We start from the raw sequence: 18,414 nt of genomic DNA on the forward strand, positions 1-18,414 counted from the left end.
CCCGCCGGTGGCCATTACCCTGTAGGAACCGTCGTCCGACGAGCTAGGGAGCAAAGGTGTTCAGCGACGTAGGTGGGCTGGAGATCCTGACCCTGATCGTGATGGCGATCATCATCTTCGGCCCCGACAAGCTGCCGAAGCTGATCCAGGACACCATGGGCTTCATCCGGAAGATCCGTTCCTTCGCGGACAACGCGAAGGAGGACATCCGCAGCGAGCTCGGGCCCGAGTTCAAGGACTTCGAGTTCGAGGACCTCAACCCCAAGACCTTCGTCCGCAAGCAGCTCATCGGTGACCAGCAGGACCCGCTGGGCCTGAAGGACATGAAGGAGTCGCTCGACATCCGCTCCGTCCTGGACGACAAGCCGGCCGCGCCGGTGAACGGCCGGGCGGGCAGCGTGAGTTTCGACAAGGCCGCCCCGGCTCCCGCCTCCGCCGGCGCCCCGCTGCAGCCCGGCGAGCGGCCCCCGTTCGACCCCGACGCGACGTAGCGGCACCGAAACCACCGCCCCGCCCGGCCGCCCGGCTGAGCGGGGCGGCGGCGTGCGCGCCGCTATTGTGCTGATTGTTCCCGCTGAGCCGTCCGTCACATCCGCGTCCGCGCGGACCAGGAACGGCCCCCGGGAACGCCGAGGTACGCCACCATGGGAGCGCGCCACGGCAGGCACACGTGCGTTTGAGGAGGCCCGGGGATGGACGCGACGAGTCAGGCGGGAGGGGCGACGGTCACGGCCGGCGGCCCGGTGGTCGGCGGGCAGGCAGGCCCGGCGGACCCGCTGGTGCCCTACCTGTCCGCCGACTTCCCCTGGTACGGCCTGGACGACGGCTGGAGCGGCCGCCGCTACCTGATGCAGGCCGGCGCCGGCGTCCCCCGCGGCGGAACGGCCGGCAGCGTCGACTACGGCACCCTCGGCCACGGCGACGAGCCCGCCAAGCAGTTCGAGCCGCGCGACGTACGGAAGTTCGCCGTCGTGGTCACCGTCGCCCGCCGGGACAGCCGCCGCAGCGCCGACAACACCGGCACGCTGGAGGCGACCTCCGCCTCCTCCGCCGCCTGGCTGGCCGGCTCCGGCCTGCTCGCCGCGACCTGGCCGGGCCAGCTGGACCGCACGCTGCGCCAGGACTGGCTGGACCAGCAGAGCAACCTGGCCTGGGACCTCGCCGACGACCTGGCCGGCCCCGGCTGGTCCACCCTGAGCCTGCCGGTCAACGGCCTGCCGCAGCCGTTCCGCTACCGCGAGTCCGAGTACGGCTGGGTGCTGGCCGGCGAGGCCCCCGGCGTGCTGCTCGGCGCCTTCGGCCGGGGCGTCAGCGCGTACGGCGTCGGCTTCGCCACCGTCCCCGACCTGGGCGGCTACGCCCGCCCGTAGGGCCCCTGGGGACGCCGAGGGCCCGGGTGGAGATCCACCCGGGCCCGCAGTCACTCGCCCGCTCGCCTCCGGGGCGCTCGGACCCGGTGCCGACGGTCGTCGCTCCGGCGCTGGTCCCTCGCTGGTCGCTTCTCCCTTTCGGCACCGGCGCGCCCCTTCGGCTCGGGGCGGGGGAGGTACGGCCTCAGAACTTGTTCTTGGGCGTCAGGCCCAGCGACATGCCGGAGAGTCCGCGCTGGCGGCCGCCGAGCTTGCCGGCCACGGCGCGCAGGGCGGCGCCGGCCGGGGAGTCGGGGGCGGCCAGGACGACCGGGCGGCCGTCGTCGCCGCCCTCGCGCAGCCGGACGTCGATCGGGATCGAGCCGAGCACCGGGACGGTCGCGCCGACCGTGCGGGTGAGTGCGTCCGCGACGGTCTGGCCGCCGCCGGTGCCGAAGACGTCGATCATCTCGTCGCAGTGCGGGCACGGCATGCCGGACATGTTCTCGATCACGCCGACGATCTTCTGGTGGGTCTGCACCGCGATGGTGCCGGCCCGCTCGGCCACCTCGGCGGCGGCCATCTGCGGGGTGGTGACGATCAGGATCTCGGCGTTGGGGACCAGCTGGGCCACCGAGATCGCGATGTCGCCGGTGCCGGGCGGCAGGTCCAGCAGCAGCACGTCCAGGTCGCCCCAGTACACGTCGGCGAGGAACTGCTGAAGCGCCCGGTGCAGCATCGGGCCGCGCCACACCACGGGGGCGTTGCCCGGGGTGAACATGCCGATCGAGATGACCTTCACGCCGTTCGCCTGCGGCGGCATGATCATGTCCTGGACCTGGGTCGGGCGGCCCTCGACACCCAGCATGCGCGGCACGCTGTGGCCGTAGATGTCGGCGTCCACGACGGCGACCTTCAGCCCGTCCGCGGCCATCGCGGCGGCCAGGTTGACCGTCACCGAGGACTTGCCGACGCCGCCCTTGCCGGAGGCGACGGCGTAGACGCGGGTCAGCGTGCCCGGCTTGGCGAACGGGATCTCCCGCTCGGGGGCGCCGCCGCGCAGCAGCTGGGAGAGCTCCTTGCGCTGCTCGTCGCTCATCACGTCCAGCTCGACCTCGACGCCGGTCACGCCGGGCACCCTACCGACCGCCTCGCGGACCCGGGTGACGATGGTGTCGCGCATCGGACAGCCGGAGACGGTCAGGTAGACCGCGACGCTCACCGCGCCGTCCTCGGCGATCCCGACCGATTTCACCATGCCGATCTCGGTGATCGGGCGGTTGATCTCCGGGTCGTTGACGGTCGCCAGCGCCTGGCGTACGGACTCTTCCGTGACGCCGGCCGCGACCTCTGTCTCGTTGGCCATGCCTTGATGGTACGGCGCCCGGCGAACCGGTTAACCGGCCGGTAGCGTGCCGAGGGTCACAACGACTCGGCCGCGCCCCGCCGTTCGTCCATCTCCTTGAGCAGCGACTGCAGCTCGGAGCGGATGAAGTCACGGGTGGCCACCTCGCCGAGCCCGTGCCGCAGGGCGGCGACCTCGCGGGCCAGGTACTCGGTGTCGGCGATGTTGCGGTCGCTGCGGGCGCGGTCCTGCTCCATGTTGACGCGGTCCCGGTTGTCCTGCCGGTTCTGCGCCAGCAGGATCAGCGGAGCCGCGTACGAGGCCTGCAGCGACAGCGCCAGGGTGAGGAAGATGAACGGGTACTCGTCGAACCGCAGGCCGGCCGGCAGCAGGGTGTTCCACCCTATCCAGACCACGACGAACACCGTCATCCAGACGATGAACCGGCCGGTGCCGAGGAAGCGGGCGATCCGCTCCGACAGCACGCCGAAGGCCTCGGGGTCGTAGGACGGCAGGCTCAGCAGGCCCGGCCGGGCGGTGCGCGGCTGGTCGAGGCGGGTGCGGTTGGAGCCGGTGATGGGGGAGGTCTCCAGGCGGTCCCGGCCGATGCCCTCGCGGGTGCGCAGCTCGCGCAGCTGGCGCAGTTCCCGCAGTTCGCCCTGCAGGCGCCGGCGCGCGGACTCGCCGGGACGTCCGTTGCGGTCACCGTCCACCGGCCGTCTCCTCCCTCTCGTCGTACCGGGTGTCCTCGTCGTCCCGGGCGTGCAGCGCGGCGTCGCGCCAGTCGTCGGGCAGCAGGTGGTCGAGCACGTCGTCGACGGTCACCGCGCCGAGCAGGTGGTCGGCCTCGTCCACGACCGGCGCGGCCACCAGGTTGTACGTCGCCAGGTAGCTGGTGACCAGCGGCAGCGGGGTGTCCGGCGGCAGCGCGTCCAGGTCGTCGTCCACCAGCGAGCCGACCAGGACGTACGGGGGCTCGCGCAGCAGCCGCTGGAAGTGCACCGCGCCCAGGTACTTGCCGGTCGGGGTCTCGGTCGGGGGTCGGCAGACGTACACCTGGGCGGCCAGCGCGGGTTTGTGGTCGCGGATCCGGATCCGGGCCAGCGCCTCGGCGACCGTCGCGTCCGGCTCGAGGACGATCGGCTCGGTGGTCATCAGACCGCCGGCGGTGTCCTCCTCGTAGGACAGCAGGCGGCGGACCGGCTCGGCCTCCTCCGGCTCCATCAGCCCGAGCAGCCGCTCGGCCTCGTCGCCGGGCAGCTCGGAGAGCAGGTCGGCGGCGTCGTCCGGGTCCATCGCCTCCAGGACGTCGGCCGCCCGCTCCCCCTTGAGCTTGCCGATGATCTCGACCTGGTCGTCCTCGGGCAGCTCCTCCAGGACGTCCGCGAGCCGCTCGTCGGGCAGCGCGGCGGCCACCTCGGCGCGGCGCTTGGCGGACAGGTGGTGCATCACGCTGGCGAGGTCGGCCGGGCGCAACTGCTCGAAGGTGGCGAGCAGGTTGGCCGCGCCCTGGTCCTGCTCGGGCAGTGCGAAGCCGGTGACGTCCTGCCAGTCCAGGGTGAGCCGCTCGCCCTTGCCCTTGCGCAGCCGGGAGGCCCGGCCGACCTGGACGAAGACCTTGCTGACCTCCCACTCGCGCAGCCGGGTCTGCACCATGCCGACGTCCAGCACGGTGACGTCCTCACCGGTCTTGGACCAGGTGACGGTGCGGTCCAGCAGCTCGGCCAGCACCAGGGTCTCGGACGGGCGCTGCTCGAAGCGGCGCAGGTTGATCAGGCCGGTGGCGAGCACCTGGCCGGACTCCAGGCTGGTCACCCTGGTCATCGGCAGGAAGATCCGGCGCCGGCCGACGACCTCGACCACCAGGCCCAGCACCCGCGGCGGGCGTCCGCCCAGGCGCAGCGACACGACCACGTCCCGGACCCGTCCGACCTGGTCGCCGTTCGGGTCGAAGACCGCGATGGCGGAGAGATGGGAGATGAAGACCCGGGTACCTGGCCCTGCCATGAACTCCCTCGACTCGCTCGACCTGCTCGACGCCGTACCGTGCGCGCCGCGGCGCGCGTTCGGCCAAGGCTACCCGCGCGGCGTACGCCCGGCCCGGTGAGGCACCGTAGCGACCCCAGGAGTCCTGGGCGTGAACCTTTAGCGGCGCTTGAACAGTAGTTTGGGCAGCCCGGCCGGGATCGGGCGGCGGGTGGTGGCCGGGGTGGGCATCGGCTGGGCGGCGTGCGAGCCGTCCGGCATGGCGCCCGGTCGCTCGGTCAGCGCCCCGGCCGGCCGCAGCCGCAGCACCCGGCACTCGCGCGCCCAGCGCTCGGCGATGGTGTCGGTGTCGGGCGCGTTCAGCCGCTTGCCCTTGAGCTCCTCGACGGCGCCCAGCCAGGCCTCGCCGTGCGGCTCCAGCTCGACCACCTCGGCGTTCCAGCCGGTCAGCCGGCCGCCCTTGTCCTTGCTGCGCACGGTGATCACGGCGCCGGCGCCCGCGGTCAGGCCGTGCAGCGGCTGCTCGCCGCCGTCGCCGACCACCATCACCGCGCCGTCGTGCCAGGCGTGCCACAGCGGGCGGGCCTGTGCCTCTCCGTCCGCGCGCACCCAGAGCAGACCGGACTTCTTCGCGGCCTCCTCCAGCAGGGCCTGGTCGAGGAAGTCGTCGGCGGTGGGGGCGGCGGAGTTGCGGTCCATGGCGGACAGCGTACGGGTTTCCGGTCCGTCCCCGTCGGCCGGACGGGCGCGGTGGTCCCGCGGGCGGGCGCCGTGGCCGGGTCGGACGGCCAGGCTGGTCCCGCCGGATGTCTCAGCCGCCGGGCGACAGTTCCATTACCGGGCCACGGGCCTTACCGTATGAGCGCCCCGCCCCCGCGACCAGCGAAGGAGCGCCGTGCCCGCCGCCCGGCCCGCGACCGCCCCCGCCCCAGCCACCGCCGCCGACCCGCGGTCCGCGCACCCGCTCCCCAGCCTCGACCTGCTGCTGCTCGCCGTCTCGATCGGCGGCATCTCCCTCTCCGGCCCGCTGATCTCCGCCACCGCCGCGCCCGCGCTGGCCATCGCCTTCTGGCGCAACGTCATGTCGGTCGGCGTCCTCGGCCCGTACGCGCTGCTGCGCCACCGCGCCGAACTGCGCGGCATCGGCCGGCGGTCGCTGCTGCTGGCGGTCGCCGCCGGGGTGCTGCTCGCGGTGCACTTCGCGCTCTGGATGCCCAGCCTGCGGATGACCTCGGTGGCCTCCGCCACCGCGCTGGTCACCACCACCCCGCTGTGGACGATCCTGCTGATGCGGCTGTTCGGCGTCCGGGCGCCCCGGATGGTCTGGCTCGGCACCGTCGTCGCCTTCGCGGGCGTACTGGTACTGACCGGCGTGGACCTCTCGATGTCCCCGCGGGCCCTGCTCGGCGACGCCCTGGCGCTCGCCGCCGGCCTTGCCGCGGCCGGGTACGTGCTGCTCGGCGCCGAGGTCCGCAAGACCGTCAGCACCACCGCGTACACCCTGGTCTGCTACGCCACCACGGCGGTCGGCCTGCTGGTGATCTGCCTGGTCACCGGGACCGGGCTGGCCGGCTGGTCGGCCGGGGCCTGGTGGCAGATCGTGCTGCTGATGGTCACCGCACAGCTGCTCGGGCACTCGCTGAGCAACCGGGTGGTGCGCAACCTCGGCCCGTCGATCACCTCCACCGCGATCCTGCTGGAGACCCCGGGCGCGGCCCTGATCGCCGCCCTGTGGCTGGGGCAGTGGCCGCCGGTGGCCGCCTACCCGGCGGTGGTGCTGATCCTGCTCGGCCTGGTCCTGGTCGCCCGCGGCGGGCGGCGCTGACCGCCTCCCGGAGGCGGGGTTACAGCCAGCCGTTGCGGCGGAAGCCCCGGTACATCCCGACGCAGATCAGCGCGATCGCGCCGAGCACCATCGGGTAGCCGTACGCGTGGTGCAGTTCGGGCATGTAGTCGAAGTTCATCCCGTACACGCCGGTGATCATGGTGGGCACCGCGAAGATCGCCGCCCAGGCGGTGATCTTGCGCATGTCCTCGTTCTGCGCCACCGACACCTGCGCCAGGTTCGCCTGGAGCAGCGAGTTCAGCAGCTCGTCGAAGCCGTGCACCTGCTCGGTGACCCGGGCCAGGTGGTCGGCGACGTCCCGGAAGTACTTCTGGATGTCCGGGTCCACCAGGCGCTGCACCGGCTCGGACAGCTGCTGCATCGGGCGCAGCAGCGGCACCACCGCGCGCTTGAACTCCAGTACCTCGCGCTTGAGTTGGTACACCCGTCCGACGTCCGCGCTGCGCGCGCCCTTGGCCGAGAAGACGCCGTACTCGATCTCGTCCACGTCGTTCTGCAGCCGCTCGGCGACCAGCAGGTAGTTGTCCACCACGTGGTCGGCGATCGCGTGCAGCACCGCAGCCGGGCCCTTTGCGAGCAGTCCGGCCTCGTCCGCGTCCGCCTCCAGCCGGTGCCGCAGCTCCTGCAGCGAGCCGTGGCCGCCGTGCCGCACCGTGATGACGAAGTCCCGCCCGGCGAAGACCATCAGCTCGCCGGTCTCCACCACCTCGCTGGTGGGCGTGAGTTGGTCGTGCTCGACATAGCGGATGGTCTTGAAGACGGCGAACAGCACGTCGTCGTAGCGCTCGACCTTGGGCCGCTGGTGGGCGTGCACCGCGTCCTCCACCGCGAGCGGGTGCAGACCGAACCGCTGGGCGATGCCCTCGAACTCCGCGCCGGTCGGCTCGTGCAGTCCGATCCAGCTGAACGACCCTGCGGTGTCCGTGAGTTGGTGCGCGGCCTTGACCCGGCGGGCAGCCTCGCGCGGGCTGCAGGCCTCGCCGTTGCGCCGGCCGTGCTGGTAGACGGCACAGTCCACGACCGCCGAGCCGGTGCCCTCGGGCACGGCGTCGTACACCCCGGCGGCACCCCGGCGGCGGTTGGTGCGGACGGCGGCGCGCAGGCTGTTGATCATCGACATGGCAGGCTCCCTGAAGCAGGAGCCGTCGCACGGCGGCGCGGAAGAACCGCGGGCAGGGCCGTGGTGCGACGGCGAGGAACACCGGTGAAGGGGATGAGGGTGCTCTCCCGGCCGGTCCGTCCGCCGCCGACCCGCGCCCGGGCCGCTACGGCTGGATCAGCCGGCAGGGCCTGCGAGGCGAGGGGTGCGGGGAAGTCGGGGCCGGGCAGAGCTGCCGGTACTGCATGGTCGGCCGGTATCCACCGCAACCACCTCCTTCGCGCCGCCGCCCCGGGACGAACGATCCCGGTGGCCAGTCGCTCACCCTAACAGCTGACCGGGCATCGGTGCCCCGGGGTTTCCCTGCCCTTTGCCCGTACGCCCCCGCGCGGACCGCGAATCCGCCCGGGTTACGCTCACCGGCATGGCGCACGACTTCCCGTCCTTCGGTGACCCCCACGGCGGCAGCTCCCCGGAACTCACCCGGGAGGCGGTCCTGGCCGCCGTCGAGGCCCGGCTGATCTCGACCTTCGGCGAGCCGAGCGGCCGAGCCGCCGTCACCTTCCTCGGCACCGACCGGATCGAGGTGCTGCGCTTCGGTCCGGACGCCGACGGACTGGTCCGCTACGCGACGCTCGGGATGTCCGCCGCCCCGATGGCCGACCCGACCGCGCTGGTCGCCGACCAGCTGCGCGGCCCTCGCGTCGAACTGGTGCTGACGGTGCGCGGCGGGAGCGACGGCGTGCTGCGCAGCCTCGCCACCTTCGCCGCGACCCCGCAGGTCGAGGGCCTGGTGGTGGCCCCGGGCGGCTCGCTGGACCTCGGCGCCCCGCTCTGGGACGGCGCCCCCTTCACCTCGGTGCTGGCCGCCGAGCCGGGCGGCCTGGTCGAGGACCTGGAACTGGCCGAGCCCGCCGAGCCGGTGCGCTTCCTGCCGCTGCTCCCGATGACGCCCAACGAGGCCGGCTGGAAGCGGGTGCACGGCGCGGCGGCGCTGCAGGAGCGCTGGCTGAACCAGGGCACCGACCTGCGCGACCCGCAGCGGCGCGGCGTCAAGCTCGACTGACCCCCGGCCTCGTGCGCCGGCGCCCCGCCCGCCGTCAGCGCTCGATCGGCTTCGCCCCGGTGGCCTGGGCGAGCAGCGCCTCGTACACCTCGGGGTCGGTGGTGTGCTCGCCGAGCCGGACGGTCTTGCGGCTGCCGTGGTAGTCGCTGGAGCCGGTGACCAGCAGGCCGAGGTCGCCGGCCAGGCCGCGCAGCCGTTGCCTGGTCTCCTCGTCGTGGTCGGTGTGGTCGACCTCCAGCGCGGCCAGCCCGGCCGCCGCGAGGTCGGCGATCACCTGGTCCGGGACGGTCCGGCCGCGCTTGACCGCGCCGGGGTGGGCGAACACCGGCACCCCGCCGGCCGCCCGGACCAGCCGGACCGCCCGCACCGGGTCGGTCTCGTGCTTGCGGACGTCCGCCCGGGCCCCGTTGGCCAGCCAGTCGGGGGTGAAGGCGTCCGAGACGGTGGCCACCACGCCCGCCTCGACCAGCGCGCTGGCGATGTGCGGCCGCCCGACCGAGCCGGCCCCGGCGATCCGCTGCACCTGCTCCCAGCTGATGTCCGCACCGAGTTCCCGGCAGCGCTCGACGATCGCCCGGCCGCGCCGGAACCGGTCGGTGCGCACCAGCTCCCGCTCGCGTGCGAACTCCGGCTCCGCGGGGTCGAACAGGTACGCCAGCAGGTGCATGCTGACGCCGTCCACCACGCAGGACAGCTCGGCGCCCGGGACGACGGTCAGCCGGGCGCCGTCCGGCAGCGCGTGCACCGCCCCGGCGGCCTCGGCGTGGCCGGCGACGGTGTCGTGGTCGGTGAGCGCGACCACGTCGAGGCCGGCGGCGACCGCCGCCGCGACCAGCTCGGCCGGGCTGTCGGTGCCGTCGGAGGCGTTGCTGTGGGCGTGCAGGTCGATGCGCACGGGGCGGACTCCTGGAGGCTCGTGGGGTGCCGCCCAGGATAGGCCGTTCGTGCGGCGGTCAGCCGAGCAGTCGGGGGGTGAGCGCCCCGCAGGGCAGCAGGCCGAGTTCGGCGCCGGCCTCGCGCAGGTCGGTGAGCACCAGTTCGTCGTACATCACCAGGGCGGACTGCTCGGGCCAGGCGACCGCCCAGAGCCAGAGCCCGCGGGCCTCGCCGACGAACACCGCGCGGTCGGCCGGGGCGTCCGGGACGTGGAACATCGGGGTGGGCCGCCCGGCGGCCATCAGCTTGGCGTCGGCGGGCTTGTACAGGCCGACCGAGTCGCCCGGGTCGGGGCCGGGCAGTCCGGCGTAGCGGGCGCCGAGGCCGACCCCCAGCTCCTCGGCGACCAGGACCAGTTCGCCGAAGCCGCCGAGCGGGGCGGGCCCGGAGCAGGCGACGGCGGTGGCCCGGGCGCCCGAGATGTCGTCGCCGACGTGGGCGATGCCGGTGTACAGCCAGCCGACCGGGAGCGGCCAGGGCAGCCAGACGGGGACCTGCGAGCGGGCGACGGCGACTCCGAGGGCTTCCACGCTCGGCGGCAGCACGGGCTGCATCGGGTGCACGGCTCCGTGTCGGTCGCATTGCCAGGTGTCCGAAAAAAGACCGGGGGCGCGGACCCGACCGGCGCACCTCGGGCAGCTTGGCTCGCCCCTCATAGCCGACAACGCTCCTCCCTCCGGACCGCCGCGTCAAGGACGATCACCCGTACGGACGGCTCGGCGGCACCTGTCGGTGGTGACGCCCGGCCTGAGCGGGTGGGTGCGCCGCGGGCGGCTCCCGTTGGGGGATGTCCCGTGGCGGGCGGTGGCAAACGTCCCGGGGGCCGGGGCCGGACGCACTGACGCCCCGTCAACGGCGATCGCGGTGACGGGGCGTCAGTCGGGTATCGGTACGTCCGGATCGGACGCTCCCGGCTCGGCGGCGGCGGGTGGGGTCTCCCGGTCGGAGGCGCCGCGCAGGGTCAGACGGTCGGGCACGGGCGGATGAGCAGGCGTTCGCCGGTGCGGGCGGCGTCCTGGACGAGTTCGCGGACGGTCTCGGCGTCGGCTATCACGCGGTCGGTCGCGGAGCCGTTGGCGTCGTCCAGTCGGAGGATCTCGAAGCGCATGGGCTTGGTCATGGGCGTCTCCTTTCCGGGCCCCGACGGGCGGGGCGATTGCGGCTGAGTCGGTATCAGCCCTTTCGGGGTCCTACGGATCCGGCGCTGCGGCCGGATCGGGCGGGGCGTGCGTGCGGCGGTCTGCTGCGGCAAGGGCTCCCCCTGCTTGCCTGGTGCGTCCAATGCCTCGTGAACCACGGTGCCGTGGCGGTGCTACTGGGCCGTTGCCCGTCCGTAACGTCCAGGTTTCGACTGATGGGCACCCCGGTGGAGGCCGTCGATGAGTCCCGGACAGAATCAAAGATTACCGTAACTAACGAATTTTGTCCTGCGTCGATACCGTTGGAACCCCCGGAAGTGGTACAGACCACTTCGAAGAGGGCGCCGGTCGGGGACCGATCAGGCCCAGAACGCGGCCAGCGCGTCGGCCGTGGCGGCCGGCCGCTCCGCGTTGGGGGAGTGGGCCGCCCCCGCGACGATCACCCGGCGGGCGCCCAGCCGCTCAGCCATCGCTGTCTGCTCCGGCACCGGCCAGGCGTAGTCCCGCTCGCCGGAGAGCACCAGCACCGGCAGCGCCCCGGCGGCCACCGCGGCCAGCTCGTCCACCCGGTCCGGCGCGGCCATCAGGTGCGCGCCGGTGACGGCCAGCGAGCGCGGCACGTTGGCCACCCAGCGGCGGTGCAGGAACTCCGCGACGTCCGGTGCCAGGGCGGGTTTGGTCGCCCCGCTGGTCTCGTCCAGCTGCCGCATGACCTGCCAGATCTCCTCCAGGCTCATCGACGTCAGGGCATCCAGCAGCAGCTTGGTCCGGGCCGCCTCGGCCGGGTCGATCGCCCCCGGCCCGGTGGCCATCAGGGTCAGCGAACGCCACGGCAGCGGGCCCTCGGCGGCGGCCGCGAGCACCGCCTCCCGAACCACCTGGCCGCCGAGGGAGTGCCCCAGCAGGTGCACCGGCCCGCCCTGGGCGGCCAGCACCGCGGTCAGCGCCCGGACGTCGGCGCCCAGCTCCGTCACGGCGTACGCCGCCGGGTCGTCCGGCCCGCCGGTCTCGTACTGGCCGCGCTGGTCCACGGCCGTCGCCCGGTACCCGGCCGCCGCGAGCGGGCCGAGCAGCGCGATGAAGTCCTCCTTGCTGCCGGTGAACCCCGGCACCAGCAGCGCCGACCCGCGCACCGGCCCGTCCGGCTCCGCCCGCAGGGCCGCGAACTCGCCGCGCGCGGTCACCACGCGCTCCGCGTGGGCGCAGCCGGGCAGGGTCAGGAACGGCGGAGTACTCATGAGCGGTTTCCCTCCGGGGCAGGCGACGCCCCGAGCCTATGCCGTCCCGGCACCCCCTCCCACCGGCCGGAACGCCCGGGAACGCCCGAGGGGGCGGACGGACCGCGACGGTCCGGCCGCCCCCCTCGGGGGTGGGACTGGTCAGCCCTCCGGAGTGGCCTCCGGGGCGGCCACGGCCTTGCGGGTGCGGGTCCGCTTGCGAGGGGCCGGCACCTCGGCCGCCGCGGCCTCGGCGGCCGAGGCCTCCGGGGCGGTCTCGGCGACGGCCTTCGGCTTGCGGGCCCGGGTCGCCTTCTTCGCGACCGGAGCCTCGACCGGGGCCTCGGCGGCGGGGGCCGCCTCGACGGTCTCGGCGACGGCCTTCGGCTTGCGGGCCCGGGTCGCCTTCTTCGCGACCGGAGCCTCGACCGGGGTCTCGGTCACCGCAGCCGCCTCGACGGCCTCGACGGCCTCGGCGACGGCCTTCGGCTTGCGGGCCCGGGTGCGGGCCGGCTTCTTCTCGGCCGGGGCCTCGGCGGGAGCCTCGGTCACCGCAGCCGCCTCGACGGCCTCGGCGACCTCGGTGACCTCCGCCTTGGGCTTGCGGGTCCGGGTGCGACGCGGCTTCTCCTCGGCCACCGGCTCGGCCGCGACCACGGCGGCCTCGACGACCGCGGCAGCCTCGGCCACGACCTCGGCCACCGGGGCGGCCTCGGCCGCGGCGGCGCCACCGCGCGAGCGGCGGCGACGACGGCGCGGCGCGGTCTCGCCCTCGGCGCCCTCGACGGCCGGAGCCGCCTCGGTCACCGCGGCGGTGACGGCCGCCTCGCCCTCGGCGCCGACCTCCGTGCCACGGCGGGTGCGGCGGCGCTCACGGTTACGGCGAGGCTTCTCCTCCGCCGCCGGGGTCTCGACGGCCGTGCGGACCGGGCCGCTCCGCCCACCGCGGCCGGAGCGGGCGCCCCGCCCGCCGGTCTCGCCGAGGTCCTCGATCTCCTCCGCGCCGAGCCCGGCCCGGGTGCGCTCCGAGCGCGGCAGCACACCCTTGGTGCCCGGCGCGATCTTCAGCAGCTCGTACAGGTGCGGCGAGGTGGAGTAGGTCTCCTCCGGCTCGTTGAACGGCAGGTCCAGCGCCTTGTTGATCAGCTGCCAGCGCGGGATGTCGTCCCAGTCGACCAGGGTGACGGCGGTGCCGGAGGCGCCGGCCCGGCCGGTGCGGCCGATCCGGTGGAGGTAGGTCTTCTCGTCCTCGGGGCACTGGTAGTTGATGACGTGGGTGACGCCCTCGACGTCGATGCCGCGGGCGGCCACGTCGGTACAGACCAGGACGTCGACCTTGCCGTTGCGGAAGGCGCGCAGCGCCTGCTCGCGGGCGCCCTGGCCGAGGTCACCGTGGACGGCGCCGGCTGCGAAGCCGCGCTGGGTCAGCTGGTCGGAGACGTCGGCGGCGGTGCGCTTGGTGCGGCAGAAGATCATCGCCAGCCCGCGGCCGTCGGCCTGCAGGATGCGCGAGACCGTCTCGACCTTGTCCAGCGAGTGCGCACGGAAGATGTGCTGCTCGGTGTTGGCGACGGTCGCGCCGGTGTCGTCCGGGGCGGCGGCCCGGATGTGGGTCGGCTGGCTCATGTACCGGCGGGCGAGGCTGATGACCTGGCCAGGCATGGTGGCCGAGAACAGCAGGGTCTGCCGCTTGGCCGGCAGCATGGTGATGATCTTCTCGACGTCGGGCAGGAAGCCCAGGTCGAGCATCTCGTCGGCCTCGTCCAGGACCAGCGCGCGGACCTTGGACAGGTTCAGCTTCTTCTGCCCGGCGAGGTCCAGCAGCCGGCCCGGGGTGCCGACCACGATGTCGACGCCCTTGTTGAGCGCCTCGACCTGCGGCTCGTACGCCCGGCCGCCGTAGACCGCCAGCACGCGGACGTTGCGGACCTTGCCGGCGGTCTGCAGGTCGTTGGTGACCTGGGTGCAGAGCTCGCGGGTCGGGACGACGATGAGCGCCTGCGGGCAGTCGGAGAGCTGCTCCTCGGTGGCCCGGCCGGCGTCCACGTCGGCGCGCACGATGGCCCGCTCGATCAGCGGGAGGCCGAAGCCGAGGGTCTTGCCGGTGCCGGTCTTGGCCTGGCCGATGACGTCGTGGCCGGTCAGCGCGACCGGGAGGGTCATCTCCTGGATCGGGAAGGGATGGACGATGCCGACGGATTCGAGGGCCTCGGCGGTCTCCGGGAGGATCCCCAGGTCCCGGAACGTCGTCTTGATGGGTTCAGCGGTGGTGGACAGGGTGCTGCCTCTTCCGTTTTCGGAGGGGCCGAGAGCGAGCGGCGGGCGGGCAGCCGCGCGGCTGCGTACGGGCCTGGCGGCCCTGATGACAGCTGCGCGGACGCACAACCGCGCCGGTCCCTGCGGCCGGCCGGTGCGCGCGGCCCGATGGCGGGGCGCGTCGCCGGCGGCGTCGGGGAGGGTTTCCCGTGAGGGACCTGCGCGGGACCTCCGCCAGGTGGGCGTGGTCTCGGCGGCCCTCGCTCGGCCACTGATGCGGTGCCAAGGCTTGAAGTCCAAGCCATGGTCGGAGCCGATCGGCTCTCCGACCGGGCATCCGCGTACGTGAGTACCCGTGCCTCCGGTGCGGACACGTCCGAGGGGACGGTGCCGCTTGGGAGCGGGCTCGTGCGGGCCACCGAGACGGCGGTGACACCGTGCGAACACGACGGGGCTCCGTACCACCATACAGTCAGGCGACGACTCGAACACGTGACGCGTCTGACATTGCCCCCGGTGACCGGCCCTCCACAGGCCGATCCGGCAGGTCACCCGCGTGCGGTCGGTGGTGGGGCGGCCGCCGCCGCGGGACTAAGGTGGCGGGTCATGGAGACCCAAGGTGAGACGCAGGACGGCACGGGCGGCTCGATCGGCGACTGGGCCGCGTGCTCGGCCGAACCGGGCTACCGCGCCGCGGTGCTGGACCTGCTCGGCGCACTCGCGTACGGCGAGCTGAGCGCCTTCGAGCGGCTCGCCGAGGACGCCAAGCTGGCGCCCGACCTCGCCGACAAGGCGGCCCTGGCCCGGATGGCCTCCGCCGAGTTCCAGCACTACCAGCGGCTGCACGACCGGCTCGCCGAGATCGGCGCCGACCCGCAGGAGGCCATGCGCCCCTTCGTCGAGCCGCTGGAGCTGTTCCACCGGATGACGGCGCCCTCGGACTGGCTGGAGGGCCTGGTCAAGGCCTACGTCGGCGACGCCATCGCGACCGACTTCTACCGCGAGGTGGCCGTCCGGCTGGACGACGACACCCGCGAGCTGGTGCTCGGCGTCATGTCCGACACCGGCCACGGCCAGTTCGCCGTCGACAAGGTCCGCCAGGCCATCGAGGCCGACCCGCGGGCCGGCGGACGCCTCGCCCTCTGGGGCCGGCGGCTGATGGGCGAGGCGCTCAGCCAGGCCCAGCGGGTCGTCGCCGAGCGCGACGCGCTGTCCAACCTGCTGGTCGGCGGCGTCCAGGTGCAGGGCTTCGACCTGGTCGAGGTCGGCAAGATGTTCAACCGGATCACCGAGGCGCACACCCGGCGGATGGCCGCCCTCGGCCTGGCCAGCTAGGCCCCGACCCCTCACGCCGGCCGGTGCCGCCGCGGTGCGCGGTGGGCGCCGGCCCGGTGCGGGTGGTGGCGGTGCGCCGGGGCCCGCCCGGCGGCGAGGTCCGGCCGGGCCAGCAGCGAGGTGAGCACCCCCGCGGACAGCGCCGAGAAGGCCACCGAGACCACCGGCAGGTGCCCGTCCAGACAGAAGTGCGCGACCACCCCGCCGAGCAGCGCCGCGGCCGAGGCCGTCCCCACCACCAGCGGGCGGGACGCCCGGAAGTACCCCGGCAGGCCGAGCAGCGCGGCCGCGGCCGCGGCCAGCCCGACCAGGGCGAAGACGATCGATTCGACCAGCATGGCGGCCTCCCCGGGGAAGGGTGCGCGGCACCGGCGCCGCTCCTGTCGCCGTACCCAGGCCGACCAGGCCGTACACGCGACGGTGCCCCGCTCCCGGGTGGGAGCGGGGCACCGGTCGGACCCTCTGCGGGCGGCGCCTCAGGTGGTGCCGAAACCGACCTTGCGGGCGGCCTGCTCGCCGATCTCCACGTACGCCAGGCGCTCGGCCGGGACGATGACGCGGCGGCCGTGCTCGTCGGTGAGCGAGAAGAGCTTGGTGGAGCCCTCCAGCGCCTTCGCGACCGCGCTCTCGACCTCATCGGCAGTCTGCGAGCTCTCGATCACGATCTCGCGGGGCGCGTTCTGCACGCCGATCTTGACCTCCACGGCTTCCGTCCCTCCGGGGTTGCAGCCTCCACGCGCGGCCACCGGAGCGCCTGGGACAAGCGACCGCGGCGACCACGCCGTACGGCTTCACCATAGAGCACCCGATCACCGCTCAGGCGAAGCCCAGCGGATCGTCAGCGCTGAGCGGAACCCAGGGGCCCGTCTCAGGTCGCGAGGTCGCCCGGGTGCATCGGGAAGCCCTTCAGGCCCCGCCACGCCAGGCTGGCGACCAGCCGCACCGCCTCGTCGCGCGGGATCTCCAACCCCTGCGACAGCCAGTACCGGGCGGTGATCTGGGCCAGGCCGCAGACCCCGGCGGCCAGCAGCTTGGACTCCGCCTCCGGCAGGTCGGTGTCCTCCTGGATCACCTTGCTGACCAGCGTCGCGCTCGCCTCGGAAGCCCGCTCCACCCGCTCGCGCACGGCCGGCTCGTTGGTCAGGTCCGACTCGAAGACCAGCCGGAAGGCGCCGGACTCGCTGGAGACGTAGTTGAAGTACGCCTCCATCGTCGCCGCCACCCGCAGCTTGTTGTCGGTGGTGGTGCCCAGCGCCTCGCGGGTCGACTCGACCAGGGCGTCGCAGTGCTTGTCCAGCAGCGCCAGGTAGAGGTCCAGCTTCCCGGGGAAGTGCTGGTAGAGCACCGGCTTGCTCACCCCGGCGCGGTCGGCGATGTCGTCCATGGCGGCCGCGTGGTAGCCCTGCGCGACGAACACCTCCTGGGCGGCACCGAGCAGTTGTTCACGGCGGGCGCTTCGCGGCAGGCGGGCACCGCGCGGGCGCTCCTGCGCCTCCTGGATGGCCGTCACGGCGCTCCTCACTTCGGGGTTGATCGGGGCTGGCAAGAGGGCCGATTCTACTTTTCGGTAACCGCGTCGGCCCTCGGCGAACGCGATAAAAGCTGCCCGCCCCCTTGTCAGGAGCCCACAATACGGCGCTGACCTCGGCGTCGGCAGTGGTGTGACGAGGGATCGGACGGCCGGACCACCCCCGCCGCCCCCGGCCGGGGCTCACTACCATCGTCCACCATGAGCAGCGCTGAGCAGCAGGTACGTACGGTCGAGGTCCCCGGCGCGGTGCTCGCGGTGCACCGGCCCGGCGGGGAAACCGGCACCGACGGGCGCGAGCCCGGGCTCTTCGTGCACGGCCTGGGAGGCTCGGCCGCCAACTGGAACGACCTGATGGACCGGCTCTCCGGCCTCGTCGACGGCGAGGCCGTCGACCTCCCCGGCTTCGGCCGCTCCGGCCCGCCCGCCGACGGCAACCTCAGCCTCTCCGGCCACGTCCGCGCCGTCATCGGCTACCTGGAGGCCGCCGGCCGCGGCCCCGTCCACCTCTTCGGCAACTCGCTCGGCGGCGCCGTCGCCGTCCGGCTCGCCGCCCTGCGCCCCGACCTCGTCCGCAGCCTCACCCTGGTCTCGCCCGCCCTGCCCGAACTGCCCCCGCAGCGCTCCGCCTGGCCCACCGGCCTGCTCGCCGTGCCCGGCCTGCCGGCCCTGCTGCGCCGGCTGCCGGCCGGCCGACGGGACGCCGAGGCCGCCACCGAGGACCTGCTGCGCCTGGTCTACGGAGACCCGGCCGGTCTGAGCCCGGCCGCCCGGGCCGCGGCGGTGGCCGAGTACCGGCACCGGCTGGAGCTGCCGCACGCGATGCCGGCGCTGGTCGGCTCGGCCCGCGGCATCGTCTCCGCGTACACCGAGCGCGGCGACCAGGCGCTGTGGCGGCAGGCCGAGCAGGTGACGGCGCCGGTGCTGCTGGTGTACGGGCTGCGCGACAAGCTGGTCGGCTACCGCTCGGCCCGCCGGGCCTGTACGGCCTTCGCCGACGCCCGGCTGTTGGTGCTGCCGGAGTCCGGGCACGTGGCGATGATGGAGCACCCCGACGCGGTCGCCCGGGCCGTGCGCGAGCTGATCGCGGCCGCCGCCCGCTAGGCCCTGTCCGGCCCTGGGCCCCGTCCGGCCCACCGCCGCAGCCCCCACCCGTCCGCGGGCGGGGGCTGCGGCGTATAGCGCGCACCAACGCCCCGGTCCGGGCCGAGGACACGGGGGTTCACTCGTTCAGGTGGCAGCCAGGCATGTGACCGATGGGCGGCCGGAAGCCGGTCCTACCGTTCTGCTGCCGGACCGAACAGGTGTGGGG

Annotated in this window: 19 protein-coding genes; 6 read left to right on the plus strand and 13 right to left on the minus strand. The window is 74.1% G+C overall.

The features are described from left to right. Positions 1–56 precede the first annotated feature (56 nt). Positions 57–491: a sec-independent translocase gene (locus ACZ7BZ_RS24975; RefSeq protein WP_380457856.1), complete on the plus strand. Its 435-nt coding sequence runs from the start codon at positions 57–59 to the stop codon at positions 489–491. Positions 492–692: 201 nt separating this feature from the next. Next, complete coding sequence (locus ACZ7BZ_RS24980) at positions 693–1,370, plus strand: hypothetical protein (RefSeq protein WP_470360218.1); 678 nt, start codon at positions 693–695, stop codon at positions 1,368–1,370. Positions 1,371–1,554: 184 nt separating this feature from the next. Here the strand turns inward: ACZ7BZ_RS24980 and ACZ7BZ_RS24985 are convergent, their stop codons facing one another. The 4 genes from ACZ7BZ_RS24985 to ACZ7BZ_RS25000 all read right to left on the minus strand — a co-directional run bounded on the left by ACZ7BZ_RS24985 (position 1,555) and on the right by ACZ7BZ_RS25000 (position 5,379). Beyond that, a complete protein-coding gene (locus tag ACZ7BZ_RS24985) occupies positions 1,555–2,715 on the minus strand; it encodes an Mrp/NBP35 family ATP-binding protein (RefSeq protein WP_470360219.1) in 1,161 nt (386 codons plus the stop codon). A gap of 56 nt (positions 2,716–2,771) precedes the next feature. Then, complete coding sequence (locus ACZ7BZ_RS24990) at positions 2,772–3,407, minus strand: DUF1003 domain-containing protein (protein WP_465740786.1); 636 nt, start codon at positions 3,405–3,407, stop codon at positions 2,772–2,774. Further along, on the minus strand, positions 3,397–4,701 hold the full coding sequence (locus ACZ7BZ_RS24995) for a magnesium transporter MgtE N-terminal domain-containing protein (protein WP_470360220.1): 1,305 nt from the start codon (positions 4,699–4,701) through the stop codon (positions 3,397–3,399). Before ACZ7BZ_RS24995 ends, ACZ7BZ_RS24990 begins: the two co-directional genes overlap by 11 nt. A 138-nt stretch (positions 4,702–4,839) precedes the next feature. Then, entirely contained in the window at positions 4,840–5,379 is a 540-nt protein-coding gene (locus tag ACZ7BZ_RS25000; RefSeq protein WP_470360221.1) for a pyridoxamine 5'-phosphate oxidase family protein, read from the minus strand. A 196-nt stretch (positions 5,380–5,575) separates the two neighbouring features. On the opposite strand from ACZ7BZ_RS25000, the gene ACZ7BZ_RS25005 reads away from it, so the two are divergent. After that, positions 5,576–6,505, plus strand: a complete 930-nt coding sequence (locus tag ACZ7BZ_RS25005) for a DMT family transporter (protein ID WP_470360222.1) — start codon at positions 5,576–5,578, stop codon at positions 6,503–6,505. A gap of 19 nt (positions 6,506–6,524) precedes the next feature. On the opposite strand, the gene corA is transcribed toward ACZ7BZ_RS25005, so the two are convergent. Then, positions 6,525–7,646 carry a magnesium/cobalt transporter CorA gene (gene corA / locus ACZ7BZ_RS25010; protein WP_470360223.1) on the minus strand — a complete coding sequence of 374 codons (1,122 nt, stop codon included), beginning with the start codon at positions 7,644–7,646 and terminating at the stop codon, positions 6,525–6,527. Positions 7,647–8,049: 403 nt separating this feature from the next. Here corA and ACZ7BZ_RS25015 point away from each other — a divergent pair, with 403 nt between their 5' ends. Continuing rightward, a complete protein-coding gene (locus tag ACZ7BZ_RS25015; RefSeq protein ID WP_380457840.1) occupies positions 8,050–8,691 on the plus strand; it encodes a suppressor of fused domain protein in 642 nt (213 codons plus the stop codon). Positions 8,692–8,725: 34 nt separating this feature from the next. On the opposite strand, the gene ACZ7BZ_RS25020 is transcribed toward ACZ7BZ_RS25015, so the two are convergent. From ACZ7BZ_RS25020 to ACZ7BZ_RS25040, 5 genes are all read right to left on the minus strand, one after another. Then, positions 8,726–9,586, minus strand: coding sequence for a PHP domain-containing protein (locus ACZ7BZ_RS25020; RefSeq protein ID WP_380457838.1), 861 nt, complete (start codon positions 9,584–9,586; stop codon positions 8,726–8,728). Between the two features lie 58 nt (positions 9,587–9,644). Further along, positions 9,645–10,283 carry a DUF6758 family protein gene (locus ACZ7BZ_RS25025; protein ID WP_380457836.1) on the minus strand — a complete coding sequence of 213 codons (639 nt, stop codon included), beginning with the start codon at positions 10,281–10,283 and terminating at the stop codon, positions 9,645–9,647. Between the two features lie 305 nt (positions 10,284–10,588). Continuing rightward, entirely contained in the window at positions 10,589–10,747 is a 159-nt protein-coding gene (locus tag ACZ7BZ_RS25030) for a hypothetical protein (RefSeq protein ID WP_188305309.1), read from the minus strand. Positions 10,748–11,125: 378 nt separating this feature from the next. Continuing rightward, a complete protein-coding gene (locus tag ACZ7BZ_RS25035) occupies positions 11,126–12,004 on the minus strand; it encodes an alpha/beta fold hydrolase (RefSeq protein ID WP_470360224.1) in 879 nt (292 codons plus the stop codon). 141 nt (positions 12,005–12,145) lie between these two features. Then, a complete protein-coding gene (locus tag ACZ7BZ_RS25040; protein WP_470360225.1) occupies positions 12,146–14,146 on the minus strand; it encodes a DEAD/DEAH box helicase in 2,001 nt (666 codons plus the stop codon). Between the two features lie 699 nt (positions 14,147–14,845). Here ACZ7BZ_RS25040 and ACZ7BZ_RS25045 point away from each other — a divergent pair. Next, on the plus strand, positions 14,846–15,574 hold the full coding sequence (locus ACZ7BZ_RS25045) for a ferritin-like fold-containing protein (protein ID WP_380463484.1): 729 nt from the start codon (positions 14,846–14,848) through the stop codon (positions 15,572–15,574). A gap of 11 nt (positions 15,575–15,585) precedes the next feature. On the opposite strand, the gene ACZ7BZ_RS25050 is transcribed toward ACZ7BZ_RS25045, so the two are convergent. From ACZ7BZ_RS25050 to ACZ7BZ_RS25060, 3 genes are all read right to left on the minus strand, one after another. Continuing rightward, entirely contained in the window at positions 15,586–15,912 is a 327-nt protein-coding gene (locus ACZ7BZ_RS25050) for a hypothetical protein (protein WP_470360226.1), read from the minus strand. A gap of 138 nt (positions 15,913–16,050) precedes the next feature. Beyond that, positions 16,051–16,278, minus strand: a complete 228-nt coding sequence (locus ACZ7BZ_RS25055; protein WP_350506147.1) for a DUF3107 domain-containing protein — start codon at positions 16,276–16,278, stop codon at positions 16,051–16,053. 164 nt (positions 16,279–16,442) lie between these two features. Continuing rightward, positions 16,443–17,084 (minus strand): TetR/AcrR family transcriptional regulator, encoded by a 642-nt coding sequence (locus ACZ7BZ_RS25060; protein WP_380463488.1) that lies wholly within the window; start codon positions 17,082–17,084, stop codon positions 16,443–16,445. 219 nt (positions 17,085–17,303) lie between these two features. Between ACZ7BZ_RS25060 and ACZ7BZ_RS25065 the strand changes: the two genes are divergently transcribed. Next, the gene (locus tag ACZ7BZ_RS25065; RefSeq protein ID WP_470360227.1) at positions 17,304–18,206 is read left to right on the plus strand and encodes an alpha/beta fold hydrolase; all 903 of its coding nucleotides are present in this window, start codon (positions 17,304–17,306) and stop codon (positions 18,204–18,206) included. Positions 18,207–18,414: the final 208 nt, after the last annotated feature.

This window comes from Kitasatospora sp. NPDC036934 (genome assembly GCF_055608425.1).

What these genes read in the sequence shown, in the direction of transcription:
- ACZ7BZ_RS24980 (WP_470360218.1), top strand. Translation starts at nt 693, where the DNA reads ATGGACGCGACGAGTCAGGCGGGAGGGGCGACGGTCACGGCCGGCGGC.
- ACZ7BZ_RS24985 (WP_470360219.1), bottom strand. Translation starts at nt 2,715, where the DNA reads ATGGCCAACGAGACAGAGGTCGCGGCCGGCGTCACGGAAGAGTCCGTA.
- ACZ7BZ_RS24995 (WP_470360220.1), bottom strand. Translation starts at nt 4,701, where the DNA reads ATGGCAGGGCCAGGTACCCGGGTCTTCATCTCCCATCTCTCCGCCATC.
- ACZ7BZ_RS25000 (WP_470360221.1), bottom strand. Translation starts at nt 5,379, where the DNA reads ATGGACCGCAACTCCGCCGCCCCCACCGCCGACGACTTCCTCGACCAG.
- corA (WP_470360223.1), bottom strand. Translation starts at nt 7,646, where the DNA reads ATGTCGATGATCAACAGCCTGCGCGCCGCCGTCCGCACCAACCGCCGC.
- ACZ7BZ_RS25015 (WP_380457840.1), top strand. Translation starts at nt 8,050, where the DNA reads ATGGCGCACGACTTCCCGTCCTTCGGTGACCCCCACGGCGGCAGCTCC.
- ACZ7BZ_RS25025 (WP_380457836.1), bottom strand. Translation starts at nt 10,283, where the DNA reads ATGAGGGGCGAGCCAAGCTGCCCGAGGTGCGCCGGTCGGGTCCGCGCC.
- ACZ7BZ_RS25030 (WP_188305309.1), bottom strand. Translation starts at nt 10,747, where the DNA reads ATGACCAAGCCCATGCGCTTCGAGATCCTCCGACTGGACGACGCCAAC.
- ACZ7BZ_RS25035 (WP_470360224.1), bottom strand. Translation starts at nt 12,004, where the DNA reads ATGAGTACTCCGCCGTTCCTGACCCTGCCCGGCTGCGCCCACGCGGAG.
- ACZ7BZ_RS25040 (WP_470360225.1), bottom strand. Translation starts at nt 14,146, where the DNA reads ATGACCCTCCCGGTCGCGCTGACCGGCCACGACGTCATCGGCCAGGCC.
- ACZ7BZ_RS25045 (WP_380463484.1), top strand. Translation starts at nt 14,846, where the DNA reads ATGGAGACCCAAGGTGAGACGCAGGACGGCACGGGCGGCTCGATCGGC.
- ACZ7BZ_RS25050 (WP_470360226.1), bottom strand. Translation starts at nt 15,912, where the DNA reads ATGCTGGTCGAATCGATCGTCTTCGCCCTGGTCGGGCTGGCCGCGGCC.
- ACZ7BZ_RS25065 (WP_470360227.1), top strand. Translation starts at nt 17,304, where the DNA reads ATGAGCAGCGCTGAGCAGCAGGTACGTACGGTCGAGGTCCCCGGCGCG.